The 17849-nt window shown below is 74.5% G+C and carries 16 protein-coding genes; 7 read left to right on the forward strand and 9 right to left on the reverse strand.

The window, feature by feature from the left end; all coding sequences use genetic code 11:
* Positions 1-41 precede the first annotated feature (41 nt).
* The 3 genes from ACF9IK_RS10330 to ACF9IK_RS10340 all read right to left on the reverse strand — a co-directional run bounded on the left by ACF9IK_RS10330 (position 42) and on the right by ACF9IK_RS10340 (position 2121).
* Positions 42-554: a pyridoxamine 5'-phosphate oxidase family protein gene (locus ACF9IK_RS10330; RefSeq protein ID WP_395293939.1), complete on the reverse strand. Its 513-nt coding sequence runs from the start codon at positions 552-554 to the stop codon at positions 42-44.
* 203 nt (positions 555-757) lie between these two features.
* A complete protein-coding gene (locus tag ACF9IK_RS10335; protein WP_395293940.1) occupies positions 758-1450 on the reverse strand; it encodes a phosphatase PAP2 family protein in 693 nt (230 codons plus the stop codon).
* Positions 1447-2121, reverse strand: coding sequence for a DedA family protein (locus ACF9IK_RS10340; protein ID WP_395293941.1), 675 nt, complete (start codon positions 2119-2121; stop codon positions 1447-1449). Before ACF9IK_RS10340 ends, ACF9IK_RS10335 begins: the two co-directional genes overlap by 4 nt.
* Positions 2122-2446: 325 nt before the next feature.
* Here ACF9IK_RS10340 and ACF9IK_RS10345 point away from each other — a divergent pair, with 325 nt between their 5' ends.
* Positions 2447-4024, forward strand: a complete 1578-nt coding sequence (locus ACF9IK_RS10345; protein WP_395293942.1) for a GAF domain-containing protein — start codon at positions 2447-2449, stop codon at positions 4022-4024.
* On the opposite strand, the gene ACF9IK_RS10350 is transcribed toward ACF9IK_RS10345, so the two are convergent.
* Entirely contained in the window at positions 3943-4443 is a 501-nt protein-coding gene (locus tag ACF9IK_RS10350) for an SsgA family sporulation/cell division regulator (protein WP_395293943.1), read from the reverse strand. The two genes, ACF9IK_RS10345 and ACF9IK_RS10350, sit on opposite strands and share 82 nt — an antisense overlap.
* Before the next feature lie 419 nt (positions 4444-4862).
* Here ACF9IK_RS10350 and ACF9IK_RS10355 point away from each other — a divergent pair, with 419 nt between their 5' ends.
* The 3 genes from ACF9IK_RS10355 to ACF9IK_RS10365 all read left to right on the forward strand — a co-directional run bounded on the left by ACF9IK_RS10355 (position 4863) and on the right by ACF9IK_RS10365 (position 8283).
* On the forward strand, positions 4863-6296 hold the full coding sequence (locus ACF9IK_RS10355; RefSeq protein WP_395293944.1) for a hypothetical protein: 1434 nt from the start codon (positions 4863-4865) through the stop codon (positions 6294-6296).
* 138 nt (positions 6297-6434) lie between these two features.
* Positions 6435-7706 carry a TerD family protein gene (locus ACF9IK_RS10360; protein WP_395293945.1) on the forward strand — a complete coding sequence of 424 codons (1272 nt, stop codon included), beginning with the start codon at positions 6435-6437 and terminating at the stop codon, positions 7704-7706.
* 85 nt (positions 7707-7791) lie between these two features.
* Positions 7792-8283: a GNAT family N-acetyltransferase gene (locus tag ACF9IK_RS10365; protein WP_395293946.1), complete on the forward strand. Its 492-nt coding sequence runs from the start codon at positions 7792-7794 to the stop codon at positions 8281-8283.
* 34 nt (positions 8284-8317) lie between these two features.
* Here the strand turns inward: ACF9IK_RS10365 and ACF9IK_RS10370 are convergent, their stop codons facing one another.
* Positions 8318-9010 (reverse strand): RraA family protein, encoded by a 693-nt coding sequence (locus tag ACF9IK_RS10370; protein WP_395293947.1) that lies wholly within the window; start codon positions 9008-9010, stop codon positions 8318-8320.
* 160 nt (positions 9011-9170) lie between these two features.
* Between ACF9IK_RS10370 and ACF9IK_RS10375 the strand changes: the two genes are divergently transcribed.
* Both ACF9IK_RS10375 and ACF9IK_RS10380 read left to right on the forward strand, forming a co-directional pair.
* The gene (locus ACF9IK_RS10375) at positions 9171-9449 is read left to right on the forward strand and encodes a hypothetical protein (RefSeq protein ID WP_395293948.1); all 279 of its coding nucleotides are present in this window, start codon (positions 9171-9173) and stop codon (positions 9447-9449) included.
* Positions 9436-9903, forward strand: coding sequence for an NUDIX domain-containing protein (locus ACF9IK_RS10380; protein WP_395293949.1), 468 nt, complete (start codon positions 9436-9438; stop codon positions 9901-9903). The genes ACF9IK_RS10375 and ACF9IK_RS10380 overlap by 14 nt, the downstream gene beginning before the upstream one ends.
* A 152-nt stretch (positions 9904-10055) precedes the next feature.
* Here the strand turns inward: ACF9IK_RS10380 and ACF9IK_RS10385 are convergent, their stop codons facing one another.
* Complete coding sequence (locus ACF9IK_RS10385; RefSeq protein ID WP_238863139.1) at positions 10056-10985, reverse strand: proline dehydrogenase family protein; 930 nt, start codon at positions 10983-10985, stop codon at positions 10056-10058.
* A gap of 122 nt (positions 10986-11107) precedes the next feature.
* Positions 11108-12736: an L-glutamate gamma-semialdehyde dehydrogenase gene (gene pruA, locus ACF9IK_RS10390; RefSeq protein WP_395293950.1), complete on the reverse strand. Its 1629-nt coding sequence runs from the start codon at positions 12734-12736 to the stop codon at positions 11108-11110.
* Positions 12737-13061: 325 nt separating this feature from the next.
* On the opposite strand from pruA, the gene ACF9IK_RS10395 reads away from it, so the two are divergent.
* Entirely contained in the window at positions 13062-14663 is a 1602-nt protein-coding gene (locus ACF9IK_RS10395) for a PucR family transcriptional regulator (RefSeq protein ID WP_395293951.1), read from the forward strand.
* Between the two features lie 109 nt (positions 14664-14772).
* Here ACF9IK_RS10395 and ACF9IK_RS10400 read toward each other — a convergent pair whose 3' ends face one another.
* Together ACF9IK_RS10400 and ACF9IK_RS10405 are read right to left on the reverse strand one after the other, a co-directional pair.
* On the reverse strand, positions 14773-16254 hold the full coding sequence (locus ACF9IK_RS10400; RefSeq protein WP_395293952.1) for an alkaline phosphatase PhoX: 1482 nt from the start codon (positions 16252-16254) through the stop codon (positions 14773-14775).
* A gap of 246 nt (positions 16255-16500) precedes the next feature.
* Positions 16501-17712, reverse strand: a complete 1212-nt coding sequence (locus ACF9IK_RS10405; protein WP_395293953.1) for a hypothetical protein — start codon at positions 17710-17712, stop codon at positions 16501-16503.
* Between the last annotated feature and the right edge of the window lie 137 nt (positions 17713-17849).

The following is a 17849-nucleotide window of genomic DNA, read 5'->3' on the forward strand; positions in this document are numbered from 1 at the left end:
TTGTACAGACAACCCGAGTGGATGGCCACCGGCGCCGGCGGTCAGCGGACGACGGTGGCCCGCAGATAGTTGCGCCGTCCGAAATTGGGCTCGTCCACCGCCGTCAGCTCCTCCACCTGGAACCGGTACAGCGCCGCCGCACCCGCGTTGGCCAGGTACTGCCGGCGGACCTCCGGGTCCTGCCCGAAGGACGGGAACCGCCCCTGGTACGCCGCGAACGCGGCCTCCGCCTGCCGCCCCCACGCCTCCCCCGCGCTCCCGGTCAGCTGGATCCCGCGCAGCTGCTCGCCGAAGACCGGCGGCGGCAGGAAGACGGTGGCCGCCGCCCGGGCCTCCTCGGCGAGGTGACGGCTGTGCCGGGTGGCCCGCTCGCTGACGAAGTACAGGACGAGGTCGTCGTCGTACGCGAAGAAGGCGAGGTTGGCGTGCGGGCCGTGCTCGTGCCCGGCGGTGGCGAGGGTGAGCACCATGGCCTCGGCCAGCAGGCCCTCCACGCCCTTGCGCAGCTCCCCCTCCGGCCGGTCCCCCTGCGTGATGTCGAGTCGGTACGGCAATTGGCACATCCCTCCGCTGGCACGGCCGGGCGCCGTCACGCCCCGCGCACGACTGAGCCGGGCGGACGCCCCGGTTCCCCGGAGGCCTCACGCCCGGCTCACATGCTCTCCCCGCCGCCCCGGCCACACAAGGGCCCTAAGCCACGGCCCGATCGGCAGGGGCCGGGTCCGGGTCCGGGAGCGAGGGCCCGGGCCGTCCGGCCCTAGCGTCGCTGCGACTCCAGCGGGACGCCGCCGGGGGCGGGCGCGGCGGCGCCGGCGCCCAGGAACGGCCGCAGCGCCCCTCCGCGCGCCCGGTCGACCAGCGGTGCGGCCCTCCCGGCGGCAAGGGCGAGCGGGACGGCCACCAGCACACCCACCAGCGCACCGACCAGGACGTCGTGCGGGTAGTGCACGCCGACCCAGACCCGGGACGCGCCCATCAGCACGGCGGCGACGGCGGCGATCGCGCCCAGCCGCCGGTCCGCGCACCAGAGCGCGGCCGCGGCGGCGACGGCGATCACCGTGTGGTTGCTCGGGAACGACCAGTCGCCCGCGCCCGGACAGGCCTCCAGCGTGCCGCGCACCCCCAGCTGGGCGCAGGGGCGGACCTCCTCCACCACGCCCTTGAACGCCGAGTTGACGGCGTAGGCCGCGACCACGATCAACGGCGAGGCCAGCACCCGGGCCATCACGGCCGGTCCGGCGCCGCGCGCCCGCCACCAGGCCACGGCCATCAGGACGGCGAACAGGCCGAGGCCGAGCGCGGACCAGATCCGGACCAGCTCGTCCGACCAGTGCGGCGCGGCGTCCGCCCACCCGACCACCCGCCGGTAGAGGCCGCCGTCGATGCCGCTGCCGTCGTACACGGCGAGGGCGCGCACGGGCGCCGCCGCGGGCGCCACCGACACCGTCACCGGGGGTCACCGCCGCCACGGCGGGACTTCCGGGCGCGGAACACTTCGAGAACAATCGGAATCACGGAGACAACTACTACCAGACCGACGATCGGTAGCAGATAACGGTCGATGTCAGGTACGGACGAGCCGAGCGCGTACCCGGCCAGCACCAGACCGACCACCCAGACCGAACCGCCGAGCACCTGCCAGAAGGTGAACGGGCGGACCGGCACCTCCAGCACGCCGCAGAGCGGGTTCAGCACGGTCCGCACCACCGGGATGAACCGGGCGAGCACGATCGCCTTGCCCGGCCCGTACCTGGCCAGCAACCCCTCCGCCCGCCGGACGCCCTCCTCCAGGCTCTTGCGTCTGCTGCGGCGCAGCAGCGCCCGCCCGCCCCGCCGGCCGATCAGGTAGCCCACCTGGGCGCCGGCCAGCGCGCCGGCCAGGGCCGCCGGGATCACCTGGTACAGCTCCAGCCGCGGCCCCGCGGTCGCACCCGGGACGCAGAGCAGCCCGGCGGTGAAGAGCAGCGAGTCGCCCGGCAGGAAGAAGCCGATCAGCAGGCCGGTCTCGGCGAAGAGCACCACGGCGATGCCGAGCGCGCCGAACGCGGTGAGCAGCGAGGAGGCGTCCAGCGGGTCCACCGCGAGGGCGGCGACGGCCGGGCCGGCGGGCGACGGGAGCAAGGCTGGCGGACCTCCGTGCGTTGACGGGCGGCGGCACGGCGGCGCACGCCCCGACCGCCTCCGGGGCGGCGGACGATCCACTCGAATCTAGGGCCTTTCCGGCCGATCCGGTCGTAGACAACGCCGGGCCTCCGGCGCGCCACGGGGGCGGCCGTCCGGGCCGTCCGGAGCCGACGGCCCGCCATTCCGCATTGGCATGTCCACTCTCATAGCCTCGCCCGTGCCGACTTGGCAGACCCCACCCGCGGGACCGGGCGCCCCCCGTACGCTTTCGTCAGCGCGTCGGCCCCGGCGCGCCCTCGGACGGCGGCGAGGAGCGAACCGAGTGCGGCAGACCGGACGGCAGACCCGACGGCCCGAGCGCCGATCCCCGCAGCCGGCGGCGGAGCTGGCCAAGGTCCACGACCGCGTCCTCGCCGAAGCCGCCGCCCGCGACCTCGCCCGGGAGGGCGCGCCGCCCTCCGACGGCGACCGGCCGCTCCCGCAGCCCCGCCCCGAGATCGGCGACTCCTGGGCCCGCCTGCGCCGTCTCGGCCTCGACCCGGACGCCGGCGCCGCCGCCGTCCACCTGGGCCCCGCCGAGGTCGAGCACCGACGCCGGGCCAGCGGCCTCGACTCGCTGCTGCCGGTGCTGCGCGACACCCTGCTCGACTCGGCCGGCGCCGTCCCGCTGATCCTGGCCATCGCCGACGCCGAGGGCCACGTGCTGTGGCAGGAGGGCGAACGGGGGCTGCGGCGCAGCGCCGACCGGATCGGCTTCCTCACCGGCGCCCGCTGGGTCGAGGAGGACGTCGGCACCAACGGCATCGCCGCGGCCCTGCGCGCCCGGCGGCCGATGCAGGTCCACTCCTCCGAGCACTACCTGCGCAGCCACCACTCCTGGACCTGCGTCGCCGCCCCGGTCCACGACCCGGGCACCGGCCGGCTGGTCGGCGCGATCAACCTCAGCGGCCCGGCCCACACCGTCCAGCCCTACCTGCTGCAGCTCACCGCCACCGCCGCCCGGCTCGCCGAGACCGAGCTGCGCGCCCGCCGCCTGGAGTCGCTGCACCAGCTGCGCACGCTGGCCGCCCCGCTGCTGGCCCGGGTGAACGGTCCGGCACTGGTGGTGGACGCCGCGGGCTGGACGGCCGCCGCGGCCGGACTGCCGCCGCCCACCCGGCTGCGCCTGCCCTCCGAGGGCTGGAACCCGGCCGCCGTGCACTGGCTGCCCAGCCTGGGCGAGTGCGCGATCGAGCCGCTGGCCGACGGCTGGCTGATCCGTCCGGTCCACCGGCCCGAGAACGGCCGGCCGGGCGATGCCGGGGCGGCCGTCGCCGAGCAGGCCCAGGGCGCCCGGCTCCGCGTCGACCTGCGCCGCCCGGACCGCCCCGAACTGTCGGTGCACGGCGTGGTCGGCAGCTGGTCGCACGCGCTGAGCCCGCGCCACGCCGAACTGCTCCTGCTGCTCGCCGTCGAGCGCGACGGGCGCAGCGCGGCCCAGCTCGCCGACGCGCTCTTCGGCGACCCGGGGCGGACGGTGACGGTGCGGGCCGAACTGTCCCGGCTGCGGCGCCACCTCGGCGGCCTCCTGGCCCACCGGCCCTACCGGTTCGCCGACTCGGTGCTGGTCACCGTGCTGGGGCCGGAGGATCCGTACGACCTGCTGCCGGCCTCCTCGGCCCCGGCCGTGCGCCGGCTGCGGGCCGCTCTGGCCGCCGGAACGGTCCGGCTCCCGGGCGCGAACGGCGCCCCGCCACCGGCCGTGGCCGTGGCGCCGGGCGCCGCGCCCGTTCCGGCGCCGCGCGGCCCGGCGGGTCCCGGGTCCGCGCCGACCCGCTGTCAGCCGTCGGCGAGCAGTGCGGACAGCTGGGCGTCGGTCGGGCCGCAGGCCTGCTCGGCCTCCTCCGAGACCAGCGCGTAGGTCCGCTCCAGCCAGGCCTGCACCCGGGGCTTGGAGACCTCCAACAGGGCGCTGCCGTGGGGTGATTCCAGCGCCAGGTGCAACGTCGAGCCGTGGCACGGGCAGTACGCCGGCCACAGCTTGACGTCGCCCTGGCCGCTCAGGGAGCGCAGTCCGTCGCGCAGCAGGTCGCGCGAGAACACCCAGTCGGCCTCGTCCGGCCGGCCGAGGTGGAACGTCAGCAGCACCTCGTACGGGCGCTCGGCGTCGAACCGGAACCGGGTGCGGACCTCGCCGACGGCCTCCTCGCCCAGCGATATCCGCAGCGTGAGCACCTCCTCCACCGCCGCCGGGGCGGCGGTGGAGCCTGCCTCATCGCCGCCCGTGGGGGTGGCGGCGAGAGGGGCAGTGGAGGGTGCGGGCAGCGGGTCGGGCGGCATGACGGTCTCTCCGGGACGGCGTGGGATTCCCTCAGCCTGCGCTACCGGACGCCGAACCGGCAAGGGTTGCAAGGGGGTTGCAACCCTCCCGGCACCGACCGGAGAACCCCTGCCCGCCTTGTCAGACGGACCGTCAACTTCCGTTCCCGGAAAGGATGTCCACGGGTCGGATTGGTTCGGTCCGAGGGCTGGCCGCCCACCCGGCCCCCGCTGGTACGCTCGTCCCCCTGCCGGCGCGGGCCCGCGTGCGTCCACCGGCGCGCCCGCGTGCGCGCCCGGGGACCGTCGCGGCCGGATCCGGGGTGGCCGGGGCACACCTTCGGGGCCCGGAGCGGTGATTCGGGACCGACGGCGCCGCGTGGGACAATGCGGCGACCGCAACGGCGACTTCGGGGGATTTCGTGGAGGGGAGGGGTCCGGTGGCTGCGCGCGAGGACACCGGGCAGGGGGCGCCGTACGGGCATGACCGACAGCACGAGCGCCGCGGCCTGCACGGTCGGCCGAAGCCCTTCGGCGGCCGGCTCCGGCTGCCCACCCTGCGCTTCTCCGGTGCCGCGATGGCGATGTCCACCGTGGTCGGCATCAGCATCGCCACCACCTTCCTGCTCAACGAGCAGCAGGGCGTCGGCCGCCGGGCCGGGGTGTCCCGGGTCGGCTCGACGCCGCCTCCCGCGCCGGACACCGGCGACGGGACGGACGACGCCTCCGCCGCCGCACCACGCGACCGGACCGCGCCGCCCGGCCGTCCCGGGGTCCGTCCGGCGGAGGAGTCCTCGCCGAGCGCGGCCGTCGCACACCCGCCGGCCTCCGGCGGACCCGCGTCGCAGGCCTCGGCCCCGGCTCCGTCCCTGCCGCTCGCCGAGGGCGGCCGCGCTGACCGGGCCGACGCGGACCGGGGATCCGGCCCGTCGGCCGAGGCGCTCGGGGCCGTCCCGGACGACCGCGCGACCGCGACCGGCGGGCCGACCACCGATCCGGCGACCGCGAGCCCGTCCGGGTCACCGTCGGCCTCGCCGTACGCCACACAGTCCGGCTCCCCGCAGCCGGCGCAGCAGCAGCCGGCCTCACCGCGGCCGCTGCTCCCGGACACCGGCGCGCCCGGGCCGCAGCTCCCCGAGATCCTCGCCACCGGGCCGGACCAGGACGGCCGGCCGGCCGACGGCGCACCCGGCCCCGCCAAGGACACCGGCACCGGCACCGGCACCGGCACCGGCACCACCGATGGTCCCACCGACGACGCCGCCGACCTGGCGCTCACCGGCACCGCCGTCGTCCAGCCGCTCGGCCGCGACGGCAGCCACCACCTGCTCACCCTCACCGTCACCGAGCCGGTCACCGCGCTGCAGGCCGAGCTCCGCCTCTCCGCCGGCGAGCTGGCGCCCGGCAGCGGCACCGTGTGGACCGACCTCCCGGGCGCCGTGGCCACCGTCCAGCAGGAACGCGGCACGCTGGTCTACCGGTTCACCACCCCGCCCGGTACCGACGTCCGGCCCGGGCGGTACGGCTTCGGGGTCCGGGGCGTCCGCCCACTGCCCGCCGCCGAGCCCCTGCCGACCACCGCGACCCTGCCCTCCGTCACCGTCCCGGGCCGCCCCGGAACCGGCGTAGTCGGCCCCACCGGCGTAGTCGGCCCCACCGGCGTAGTCGGCCCGAGCGCCGCGAGCCGACCCGGGGCAGGCGTGACAGCCCCCACCGGCCCGATCGCCCCCACCGCCGCGGCCACGCCGACCGGGGCTCCGCGCACGGCCGCCGCGAAGGCCCCCGCGGTCGAGAGCTGGAACGCCGCCGCCTTCGCCATCGACCACCCGCGGGCGGTCGCCGCACTCGGCACCTTCACCGCCGCGGCGCGCTGACCGTCCGCCCGACAGCCCGACAGGTCACCGGCCCGCTCGGGCTCTTCCGGCCGGGCCCGTTCGTTACTGTGGGTACCACTCGGCACGGCGCCCCCGAGGCGGGATCGATGCCGTGCCACCGCATCCGAGGAGGAGTACGTGTCCACGGTCCTGACCCAAGGCGGCAACGCCCCGCTGACCGCCGCGCGGGTGACCGTCGAGGTCACCGCGCCCAAGGCGCTGGACGTCTCCGGCCTGTTGCTGACCGACGCCGGTAAGGTCCGCTCGGACGCCGACTTCGTCTTCTACAACGCCCCTAACGGCCCCGGCGTCACCCACCGCCCGGCCACCGCCGGCACCCCGGACGCCATCGCCATCGACACCGCCGCCGTCCCGGCCGGTATCACCAAGATCGTGGTGACCGCCAGCCCCGACGAGGCGGGCGCCACCTTCGCCGGTATGGAACCGACCGCCACCGTCCGCGACGCCGACTCCGGCCAGGTGCTGGTGACCTTCACCCCGCCGCCGCTCAGCCGCGAGACCGCGCTGATCGTGGTCGAGGTCTACCAGCGCAACGGTGCCTGGAAGGTGCGCGCGGTCGGCCAGGGCTACGCCGACGGGCTTGCCGGCATCGCCACCGACTTCGGTGTCAGTGTCGACGACGCGCCCGCCCCGGCAGCGCCGGTCGCCTCTCCCGTCGCACCCGCGGTCGCCCCGCCCGCGCCGCCGGCCCCGCCCGTGGCCCCGCCGGCGCCCCCGGCCCCGCCCGCCCCGTCGGCCGACCCGCGCGTCGCGATGACCGCCGGCGGCCCGGTTCCCGCCGCCCCGCCGGCCGAGCCCGTCCCCTCCCTCACCAAGGTCACCCTGGACAAGGGCCGGGTCAGCCTCACCAAGGGCGGCTCGGTCTCACTGGAGAAGAACGGCAAGCCCTTCCTCTCCTCGGTCCGGATGGGCCTCGGCTGGGAGCCCGCAGGCCGCGGCCGCAACATCGACCTGGACGCCTCCTGCATCGCCTTCGACGCCCAGCGCGAGAAGCTGGACACCGCCTGGTTCATGAAGCTGGGCATCTTCAACGGCGCCGTCGCCCACTCCGGCGACAACCTCACCGGCGAGGGCGGCGGTGACGACGAGTCGATCACCGTCCACCTGAACGGCCTGCCGCCCGAGGTCTGCGGGCTGGTCTTCGTGGTGAACTCCTTCTCCGGCCAGAAGTTCACCGAGGTCAAGAACGCCTACTGCCGTCTGGTGGACGCCGGTTCGGGCCAGGAGCTCGTCCGCTTCGACCTCACCTCCTCCGAACCGCACACCGGCGTGGTGATGTGCAAGCTGGTCCGCCAGTACTCGGGCGAGTGGGTGATGACCGCGATCGGCGAGTACGTCGACGCCAAGACCGCCCGCGCCATGGTCAAGCCCGCCGCGTCGATGCTCTGACGCCCCGTCGGTGGTGCCCGGGCCACGGCCCGGGCACCACCGCAAACCGGTGGCACCCGATCCACCCCGCTGGCATCCTGTCCGCATGCTGATCAGGGAAGCCACCGCCGAGGACTGGCCGGCCGTCTGGCCGTTCTTCCACGCCATCGTCGCCGCCGGCGAGACCTTCACCTTCCCGCTCGACCTCGACGTCGAGCAGGGCCGGAGCTGGTGGATGCTCGACGCCCCGAACCGCACGGTGGTCGCCGTCGACGAGGCGACCGGCGCGGTGCTCGGCAGCGCGAAGATGAACCGCAACCACCAGGGCAACGGCTCGCACATCGCCAGCGCCAGCTACATGGTCGACCCGGCGCACTCCGGCCGCGGCGTCGGCCGGGCCCTGGCCGAGTACACCCTCGACTGGGCGCGCGAGTCCGGCTATCGGGCCATGCAGTTCAACGCGGTGGTCGCCGCCAACGAGCGCGCCGTGCACCTCTACCGGTCGCTGGGTTTCGACATCATCGGCACCCTCCCCGAGGGGTTCCGCCACCCCGAGCTGGGCTACGTCGGCCTGCACGTCATGTACCGGGCACTCTGAGCCGGAACCTCAGCCGGAGCCGGACCGGAGCCGGCTACTCCTCGATCGCGCCGCCGACGCGCCGCAGGTGCCGCCGGAAGCTGTAGGACGGATCGGCGGCGCGCCGCTCCAGGTACTCGTCGAAGGCCGTCTGCCGGCGCAGCGTGTCACCCGAGCGGATCCGGTCCGCCTGCGCGCGCTCGGTGCGCGCGATCCCGGCCGCCGTCTCCAGCAGCTCGTCCACCCGGTCACCGGGCACGAACAGCACACCGTCGGCGTCCCCGAACACCGCGTCCCCGGCGCTCACCAGGTGCGGCCCGAAGCGCGCGGTGACCAGCGCCTCCGGCTCCCGCTCGTCGAGCCGCAGCGGGCCGAGCGGCAGCGACCCGTAGCTGAACACCGGCAGCCCGATCTCCACCAGTTCGGGGGTGTCCCGGTGCAGGCCCCACACCACCACCCCGGCCACCCCGGCGGCCCGCGCCTCCAGCACCGCGAGGTCGCCGACACAGGCCTCGTCCGTGCGCCCGTCGTTGTCGATCACCAGCACGTCACCCGGCCCGGCCGCACCGTACGCCTCCAGGAAGACGTCCACGCTCCCGTAGTGCCGCACCGGCAGCGCCCGCCCGGCGATCCGGCTCCCGGCGGCGACCGGCGCGATCCCGGCCGGCGCGGGGCGCGGCTCCACGCCCAGCCGCACACAGGCATCCGCCAGCAGCGGCGTCGACAACTCGGCGAATCTCTTCTGCACGCCAACTCCTCGTGTTCGCCATCCAGTTCACCAGCAAGGCGATCCTACGGCGCCCCCCTCCCGCACACCATCGAGCGAGAAGCCGCCGTACACGGCACAGCGCCGCGGACTCGCCGTCAGCGTGACTGACGCCTGAAGGAGGGGCATCAGGAGTGCTGTGGTGCACGAGCAACCGATCACGGGCTCCCCGTCGCAGGAGGACGTCCAGCCGGAGAGCTTCCTGAGCAGCCCGTCGGTCTTCCGCTTCGACAACGACATGATCGGCACAGCGCCGCTGCCCGGCAGGATCAGCCACGCCGCCCCGATGATGCACCTACGGCGGGCGCAGGGCGACGGTGTGTTCGACCGGTTCGCCGGCCACATCGAGGACCTGTCGGGCAAGGGACGCGACGTGTGGACGATCCCGACCGCGGAGGCGGTGGAGCATGCCCAGGCGTGACTACGAGGACGGTCCGAACGCCCCGAAGGCGAACTGCCTGGTACCGGCCGCCGGCGTCGTCGTGGTGGACGACGCCGGGCGCGTGCTCCTCCAGCGACGCACCGACAACGGCATGTGGGCCCTGCCCGGCGGCAGGATGGACCTTGGCGAGTCCCCGGCCGGCTGCGGAATCCGCGAGACCCGCGAGGAAACCGGCCTCGACATCGAGATCACCGGCATCGTTGGCACCCACACCAACCCCGGGCACGTCTTCGCCTACGACGACGGTGAGGTCCGTCAGGAGTTCTCCGTCCGCCTTCTCGGGCGCCCGATCGGCGGCGGGCTTCAGGTGTCCGACGAGTCCCGCGAGGTGGCGTGGTTCTCGCCCGCGCAGACGGACGAGCTGCCGATGGTGCCCAGCACCCGTAAGCGGCTCGCGGACTGGCGGGGTGGTGTGATCCCGGTGGTGCGATGACCAGCCCTGCCGGCAGCCTCCCGTAGAAATGGATCTCTGTCAGGACTCTGCGGGCCCCGTTGGGCCGCATGGTCCGGCCGGAGGCGTAGACCGGTCGCACGACTTGGCGGCGGAGCTGATGTCAGCTCCGCCGCTGGTCATATGGCCTGAGGTCAGCCGCGGGTGGCCATCGCGCGCAGGAAGAAGGTGAGGTTGGCCGGGCGCTCGGCGAGGCGGCGCATGAAGTAGCCGTACCACTCCTGGCCGTAGGGCAGGTACACCCGCATGGTGTTGCCCTCGCCGGCGAGGCGCAGCTGCTCCTCCGGCCGGATGCCGTACAGCATCTGGTACTCGTAGGAGTCGCGCTTGCGGCCGTTCCACTGGGCCAGCTGGTCGGCGATCTTGATCATGTGGGGGTCGTGCGAGGCGATCATCGGGTAGCCCTCGCCGGCCATCAGGATCTTCAGCGCCCGGACGTACGCGAGGTCGACCTCGTGCTTGCCCTGGAAGGCCACCGACTCGGGCTCCTTGTAGGCGCCCTTGCACAGGCGCACCCGGGAGCCGGCGCCGGCGAACTCGCGGCAGTCGGCCTCGGTGCGGCGCAGGTAGGCCTGGAGGACGACGCCCAGCCACGGGAAGTCGGCCCGCAGCTCGCGCGCGATGGAGAGGGTGGAGTCGGTGGTGGTGTGGTCCTCCATGTCGAGGGTCACCGTGGTGCCGGCGGCGGCGGCCGCCTCGCAGATCCGGCGGGCGTTCTCCAGGGCGATCTTCTCGCCGTCCACCGGCAGGAACTGGCCGACCGCGGACAGCTTCACCGAGACCTCGGCGCCGGCCGCGAGGCCGGTGTCCTTCAGCGCGGCGAGCAGGTGCTCGTACGCCTCGGCGGTGGCCGCGGCCTGGGTGGCGTCCTGGGTGTCCTCGCCGAGGTGGTCCAGGGTGACCTTGCGGCCGGTGGCGACGAGGTCGTCGCAGGCGGTGACCGCGTCGTCGAGCTTCTCGCCGGCGACGAAGCGCTCGACTATGGCGTGGGTCGGCGGGAACTTCTCGACCACGGTGCGGACCTGCGACGAACGCGAAGCCGCGAGGAGGGCGGAACGGAGCATCGTGACTCCTGGGGCTGGTGCTTCCAAGGGTGGCAGAAGGGCCGGGGCGGCGGCTCGGGGGTTGGTCCGCCGCCCCGGCGGGCGGCGCCCGGCTGCGGGGCCGGGCGCCGGTGGGCGGAGGGTCAGCCCATGTGCGGGTAGCGGTAGTCCGTCGGCGGGACGAAGGTCTCCTTCACCGAACGGGTCGAGGTCCAGCGCGCCAGGTTCTGCTTGGCGCCGGCCTTGTCGTTGGTGCCCGAGGCCCGGCCGCCGCCGAACGGCTGCTGGCCGACGACCGCGCCGGTCGGCTTGTCGTTGATGTAGAAGTTGCCGGCCGCGAAGCGCAGCTTGTGCATGGCGTCCTGGGCCGCGGCGCGGTCCTGGGAGATGATCGAGCCGGTCAGGCCGTAGGCCGACACCGACTCCATCTGGGCCAGCATCTCCTCGTACTTCTCGTCCTCGTAGACGTACACGGCGAGGACCGGGCCGAAGTACTCGTCCTTGAAGTACTCGCTCGCCGGGTCCTGGCAGACCAGGACGGTCGGGCGGACGAAGTAGCCCACCGAGTCGTCGTAGGTGCCGCCGGCCAGGACCTCGACCTGCGGGTCGGCCTGGGCGCGGTCGATCGCGGCCTTGTTCTTGGCGAAGGCGCGGTCGTCGATGACGGCCGACATGAAGTTGCCCAGGTCGCTGACGTCGCCCATGGTGAGGCCCTCGACCTCGTCGCGGAAGTCGTCCTTCAGCCCGGCCCAGATCGAGGCCGGGACGTACGCGCGGGAGAGCGCCGAGCACTTCTGGCCCTGGAACTCGAAGGCGCCGCGGGTCATCGCGGTCTTCAGCACGGCCGGGTCGGCGGACGGGTGGGCGACCAGGAAGTCCTTGCCGCCGGTCTCGCCGACGATCCGCGGGTAGGTGCGGTAGCCGGCGATGTTGGTGCCGACCTCGCGCCACAGGTGCTGGAAGGTCGCGGTGGAGCCGGTGAAGTGGATGCCGGCCAGCGCCGGGTGCTTCAGCGCGACGGCGGAGACGTCCAGGCCGTCGCCGGTGACCATGTTGATGACGCCCTTGGGCAGCCCGGCCTCCTCCAGCAGCTGCATCAGCAGGTGCGCGGAGAACTGCTGGGTCGGGGACGGCTTCCAGAGCACCACGTTGCCCATCAGCGCCGGCGCGGTCGGCAGGTTGCCGGCGATGGCGGTGAAGTTGAACGGGGTGATCGCGTAGACGAAGCCCTCCAGCGGTCGGTGGTCGCTGCGGTTCCACACCCCGTCCGAGGAGATCGGCTGCTCGGCCATGATCTGGCGGGCGAAGTGCACGTTGAAGCGCAGGAAGTCGACCAGCTCGCAGGGGGTGTCGATCTCGGCCTGCTGGGCGGTCTTGGACTGGCCGAGCATGGTGGCGGCGGCCAGGGTCTCGCGCCAGGGGCCGGCCAGCAGGTCGGCGGCCTTGAGGAAGATCGCGGCGCGGGAGTCGAAGGAGAGCGCCTGCCAGGCCGGAGCAGCGGCCAGGGCAGCGTCGATGGCGTCCTGCGCGTCGGCCTGGGTGGCGTTGCGCAGGGTGCCGAGCCTCGCCGCGTGGTTGTGCGGCTGGACGACGTGGATCTCGGTGCCGCCGCCCATCCGGCGCTCACCGTTGATCGTCATGGTCAGCTGGACCGGCTCCTGGCCGCCCAGCTCCTTCAGCTTGGCCTCCAGGCGAGCCCGTTCCGGGCTGCCGGGGGCGTAGCTGTGGACCGGCTCGTTCACCGGCGCGGGGACCTGGGTCACAGCGTCCATAGAGCGCACGCTCTCCTTCGGTTGATGCGGGGGATGCCGACGCGGGTCGCACGTCGACCACACGACGAACGCTATTCCTGCGCAGGACCCGACTTGATTGGCCGGGCGGCTAAAGTCCCCCGTACGGCGTTGTCCGCTCCGACGAAGGGGGTCACGGTAGGGTCACGGCACCGCCTCGATCACCGGGTCCCGTCGGGTCCGGACTGCCCGCTGCCCGCCGCCCCACCCGCCTTCGCCCTCACCGGCCGCCCGAATCCTGTCCGCCCGGCTAAAATCGGCCGCACCGCATTGTCCGAGCGGATGAAAGCGGATGGAGGAGGGCCGGATGACCACCCCCGGACTCCCGCTCCGCCGGCTGCTGATGTCCCTCGGCGAGCCGCTGGTCGAGCTCCAGGCCGCCCCGCACGGGTTGGACGTCCCGGTCCGGGACGTCGCGATCCTCGACCCGGAGGACCCGCCCACCGCCGCGACCGGCGAGCTCGTGCTCGCCATCGGCGCCCGCGGCCGGGCCGCCCTCCCCGCACTGCGCGCGGCCGGCCGGGCCGGCGCCGCGGCCGTCGCGGTGAAGCTGGACGCGCCGGGGCAGGCCGACGCCCTGCGCGAGGCCGCGGCCGAGGCCGGCGTCGCGCTGCTCTCGGTCCGCCGGGAGACGCGCTGGGAGCACCTGGACTCGCTGGCCCGCGCGATCATCGCCGGCCCGGACGCCCCGGACACGGCCGGCACCCCCGAACACAACGCGGGCGACCTCTTCTCCCTCGCCCAGACCGTAGCCGTGCTCACCAACGGCATCGTCTCGATCGAGGACACCTCCAGCCGCGTGCTGGCGTACTCCCGCTCCTCCGACTCGGACGAGGTGGACGACCTCCGCCGGCTCTCCATCCTCGGTTGGCAGGGCCCCGAGCCCTACCTCTCCAAGCTCCGTGAGTGGGGCATCTTCCAGCACCTGCGCACCTCCGACGCGCCGATCGCCGTCGACCCGCACCCGGAGCTGGGCCTGCGCCGGCGCCTGGCGATCGGCATCCGGGCCGGGGCGCAGCCGCTCGGCACCATCTGGGTGCAGGAGGGTGCGCAGCCGCTGGCCCCGCTCGCCGACCAGGCGCTGGTCGGCGCGGCCCGGGTGGCGGCGGCGCAGCTGGTCCGGCGCCGCCGCGAGCTGTCGGCGGACGTCCGGCTGACCCGGACCCTGCTCACCGGGCTGCTGGAGGGCTCCACCGGCCCGCAGTCGCTCGCCACCCACCTGGGGCTGGACCTGCACCGCCCGGCGACCGTGCTGGCGTACAGCGCCCGGACCACCGAGGCGCTCACCCGCTCCGAGGTGACCGGCCTGATCTCGGTGCACACCGCGGCCCGGCACCGCAGCGCCCTGCTCGCCCCGATCGAGTCGCGGGTGTACGTGCTGCTGCCCGAGCTGCCGCCGGGGCTGGCGATGACGACGGTGCGCGGCTGGGCGCAGGAGGTGGTCGCGGCGGCGCGGGACCATCTGGGGGTCCCGCTGCGGGCGGCGATCGGCTCGACCGTGGACGGCCTCGCCCGGGTACCGGACTCCCGGGCCCAGGCGGACCGGATCCTGGACGCGATGGGCCGGGGCGGGGTGGACCTGGAGGTCGCGGCGCTGATCGACGTCCAGGCCGAGGTGCTGGTGAGCGAGATGCTGGCGCTGCTCCAGGAGCGCGGCGGCCTGCGCGACCCCCGGCTGACCGCGCTCACCGCGTACGACCGGCGGCACGGCACCCGGCTCGCCGAGTCGGTGCTGGCCTGGCTGGACGCGCTGGGCGAGGTGCGGGTGGCGGCGGACGCCCTGCACATCCACCCCAACACCCTGCGCTACCGGGTCCGCCGGGCGGAGCAGTTGACCGGTATCGACCTGACCCAGCCGCAGCAGCGGCTGCTGGCCATGCTCCAGCTACGACTGCCGCCCGAGGGCTGACCTCCGGGAACACCGGGCAGTCCGCCGCCGGACGCCGGAACGCCGGGAGGGGCCCGCCGGAGCGGGCCCCTCCCGTCAGCTGCGGTCAGCTGCCGTCAGTGCTGCGAACTCACTCGCCGTAGCCCTGGCCGCGCTTGTGCTCCTTCAGCCGGTGCCACGGGCCGGTGATGGCCAGCTGGATGCCCGGGGTCTGGATGTTGGCGAACAGGGTCTTGCCGTCGTCCGAGAAGGTGACGCCGGTGAACTCGCTGAACTCCGGCTTCTCGGCGGTGCCGATGTTCAGCTCGTTGCGGGCGATCGGGTAGGTCAGACCCTCCTCGGTGGCACCGAACAGGTGCGAGACGCCCTCGCCGTCCTCGGCGATCACGATGCCGCCGTAGGGCGAGACGGTGATGTTGTCCGGGCCGTCGTAGTTGTCGTGGTCGCCCCAGACGTCGGTGTTGACGCCGAGCAGCACCTTCAGGGTGATGGTGCGGCGGACCGGGTTGTAGAACCAGACCTGGCCGTCGTGCTGCAGCGGGCTCTCGGAGCGGGCGAAGCTGGAGACGAAGTAGAAGCCGCCGTCACCCCACCACATGCCCTCCAGCTTGCGGGCGCGGGTGACCTCGCCGTCCTTGAACTGCTTGCGGATGGACACCGTGCGGGCATCGCGGTCCTGGACCTTGACCCAGTCCACGCCGTAGGTGGTGCCGACCTTGGTGGCGCGCGAGAGGTCGTCGATCAGCTTGCCCTGCGCGTCGAAGACCTTGAAGGCCTCCAGCACACCGGCGTCGGCGGCGAGCTTGCGCAGCTGGTAGCGGCCGTGCTTGAAGCCGGCCGGCGGGGTCCAGCGGAACAGCAGGCCGTTCGGGTTGGAGGCGTCCTCGGTCAGGTAGACGTGGCCGCGCTTCGGGTCGACGACGACGGCCTCGTGCGCGAACCGGCCGAAGGCCTTCACCGGCTGCGGGTCGCGGTTGTAGTCGTCGTCGAACGGGTCGACCTCGAAGATGTAGCCGTGGTCCTTGGTGAAGCCGTTCTTGCCGGCCTTGTCCTCGGTCTCCTCGCCGGACAGCCAGGTACCCCACGGGGTCACGCCGCCCGCGCAGTTGGTGGCGGTGCCGGCGATGCCGACCCACTGCTCGACCTTGCCGTTGGACTTGGCGTGCACGATGGTGCAGCCGCCGGCCGCGCCCGGGTCGTAGACGTGGCCCTCGGTCAGCGGCACGGGGTTCGGCCAGTTGGCGCGGGCGCCGCTCAGCTCGTGGTTGACGACCAGCAGGTTGCCGCCGTGCTCGTCCTCGAAGGCGGAGGTGCCGTCGTGGTTGCTCGGGGTGAACTCACCCGTGCGCAGCCTGGTCTGGCCGGCGCGGTTGAGCACCTTGTACTTGAAGCCCTGGGGCAGCGAGAGCAGGCCCTCGGCGTCCTTGACCAGCGGGCCGTAGCCGACCGCGGCGCGCTCGGCGTCGGCGGTCGCGGCGGCCTGCACCTCGCCGCCGGCCGGGGCGGCGATCGCGCCCGGGGCGCTGGCCAGCGCCTCGGCGCTGCCGGCGATCAGGACGCCGGCCCCGACGAGGGTGGAACGGTTGACGAAGTCCCGGCGGGACAGCGACATGTCAGTCACTCCTGAGAGGTGGGCCGCCGACCGGGTCGGACCCGGTGCGTGGCGAGCGAGGTGTCGAGGCAGGTCGTCGACGCCCAGCAGACTCCGCCGTTCCGGTGAACGCCCAGTGAATCGGACACCTCGTCAGGGTGGTCATTTGCCAACCGTATTCGAACCCGTGACCCGCCCTTTGCCGTGAGCACCACAGGTCACGCGGGGTCGGCCGGCCGCATCGCCCGGCACCGGCCCCGCGGGACCTCACCGCCCGGTGCGCGCCACCCGCCACTGCTCCCAGGCGGCGAGCCAGAGCTGCTCGGCGAGCCGGTGCTCCTCCCAGTGCTCGCCCTCGGCGCGGGACCGGTCCCGCCACACCTGTGCCCAGGCGCGCTGGGCCGGCAGGCTCGGCACCTCGCTGGCGAACACCGTGTGGCGGATCACCTCCTCGACGGCGGCCGCCCCGTCCGGGGTCCCGACCGCCCACGGGATCTGCCGGGCGAGCCGGTCCAGGTGGTTGACCATCGCGGTCACCGCCGCCACCGCCTCCGTCCGGGACTCCGAGGCGAGGCGCATCTGCTGGCGCACCGCGGCCTCCCAGCGCAGCGTGCCGGTCTCGCCGCGCAGGTCGCGCGGCAGCCGCGGCGTCCGGCCGGCCCGGACCTGCGCCTCGATCGCGGCCGACTCGGCGATGCTGTGCTCGATCACCGCGCGGTGTGCCTCCAGCCCGGTGACCGGCGGGAGCTCGCGCTCCTCCACCGGCACGTACCGGCCGCGGCGCGCGGCGAGCGAGCGGAGCAGGGCCGTGCGGCCCACCAGGTACCGCTCGGTCTCCGCCACCGGTGCCAGTTCGAGCCCCCCGGGCCGGACCCCGCGCGCGCAGACGGTGACGGTCAGTCCGCCCACCCGCAGCCGCCCGGCCCAGACCGGCCCGGCACCCGGCTGCGGGCAGACGTCGGGCAGCGGCGCGTCCGGCCGGACCCAGCGCTCGCGCCGGTCCTCGTGCACCTCGACGGCCTGCGGCTCACCGTCGACGGTGATCCACTCGCGCAGCTCCCGGACCCGCCCGGGGCAGTCGCCCTCGTCCACCCCGAGCTGCTCGTAGACCCGGTCGCGCTCGTCCTCGACCACGTCCTCCAGGTCCGGCAGCGCGTCGAACCGTTCGGCGCCCGGTCGGTAGGTGCGCACGGTGACGTACGGGCCGTCGGCACAGGTCCAGTCGCCGGACTGGACCTCGACCCAGCAGAGCAGGCCGTCCGAGGTCTCGAACGCGGCCAGCGCGTCGCCGTCCGGGGCCACCCCGCCCGCGACGCCGTACACCGGGAAGTCCGCCGCGGCGAGGGCGCGGCGGGCGAAGTCCTCCTGCTCGGCGCAGCCGTCCTCCCGGCCCCACGGCTCCGCGGGCCGCTCACCGCCGCCCCGGAGGCCGTCCCGCCGGCCACCGCTCTCCCGCTCCCGCTCCCGCTTCCGCGTCATCCCGGGCCGCACCCCCTGTCCTCGCCGGCTGTGTGCCGCCTCCGGACACGATACGTCGCCCGACCTGCCGGGTCATCAGCCCAGGTGCCCCGGCGGGCGGATCAGGGGGGCGGATCGCCGGGCGGACCGGAGCACGC

Source organism: Kitasatospora hibisci (assembly GCF_043950205.1).
Classification (GTDB): Bacteria; Actinomycetota; Actinomycetes; order Streptomycetales; family Streptomycetaceae; genus Kitasatospora; species Kitasatospora hibisci.

What these genes read in the sequence shown, in the direction of transcription:
- ACF9IK_RS10350 (WP_395293943.1), bottom strand. Translation starts at nt 4,443, where the DNA reads ATGCCGCCCGACCCGCTGCCCGCACCCTCCACTGCCCCTCTCGCCGCC.
- ACF9IK_RS10365 (WP_395293946.1), top strand. Translation starts at nt 7,792, where the DNA reads ATGCTGATCAGGGAAGCCACCGCCGAGGACTGGCCGGCCGTCTGGCCG.
- ACF9IK_RS10380 (WP_395293949.1), top strand. Translation starts at nt 9,436, where the DNA reads ATGCCCAGGCGTGACTACGAGGACGGTCCGAACGCCCCGAAGGCGAAC.
- ACF9IK_RS10385 (WP_238863139.1), bottom strand. Translation starts at nt 10,985, where the DNA reads ATGCTCCGTTCCGCCCTCCTCGCGGCTTCGCGTTCGTCGCAGGTCCGC.
- pruA (WP_395293950.1), bottom strand. Translation starts at nt 12,736, where the DNA reads ATGGACGCTGTGACCCAGGTCCCCGCGCCGGTGAACGAGCCGGTCCAC.
- ACF9IK_RS10395 (WP_395293951.1), top strand. Translation starts at nt 13,062, where the DNA reads ATGACCACCCCCGGACTCCCGCTCCGCCGGCTGCTGATGTCCCTCGGC.
- ACF9IK_RS10400 (WP_395293952.1), bottom strand. Translation starts at nt 16,254, where the DNA reads ATGTCGCTGTCCCGCCGGGACTTCGTCAACCGTTCCACCCTCGTCGGG.
- ACF9IK_RS10405 (WP_395293953.1), bottom strand. Translation starts at nt 17,712, where the DNA reads ATGACGCGGAAGCGGGAGCGGGAGCGGGAGAGCGGTGGCCGGCGGGAC.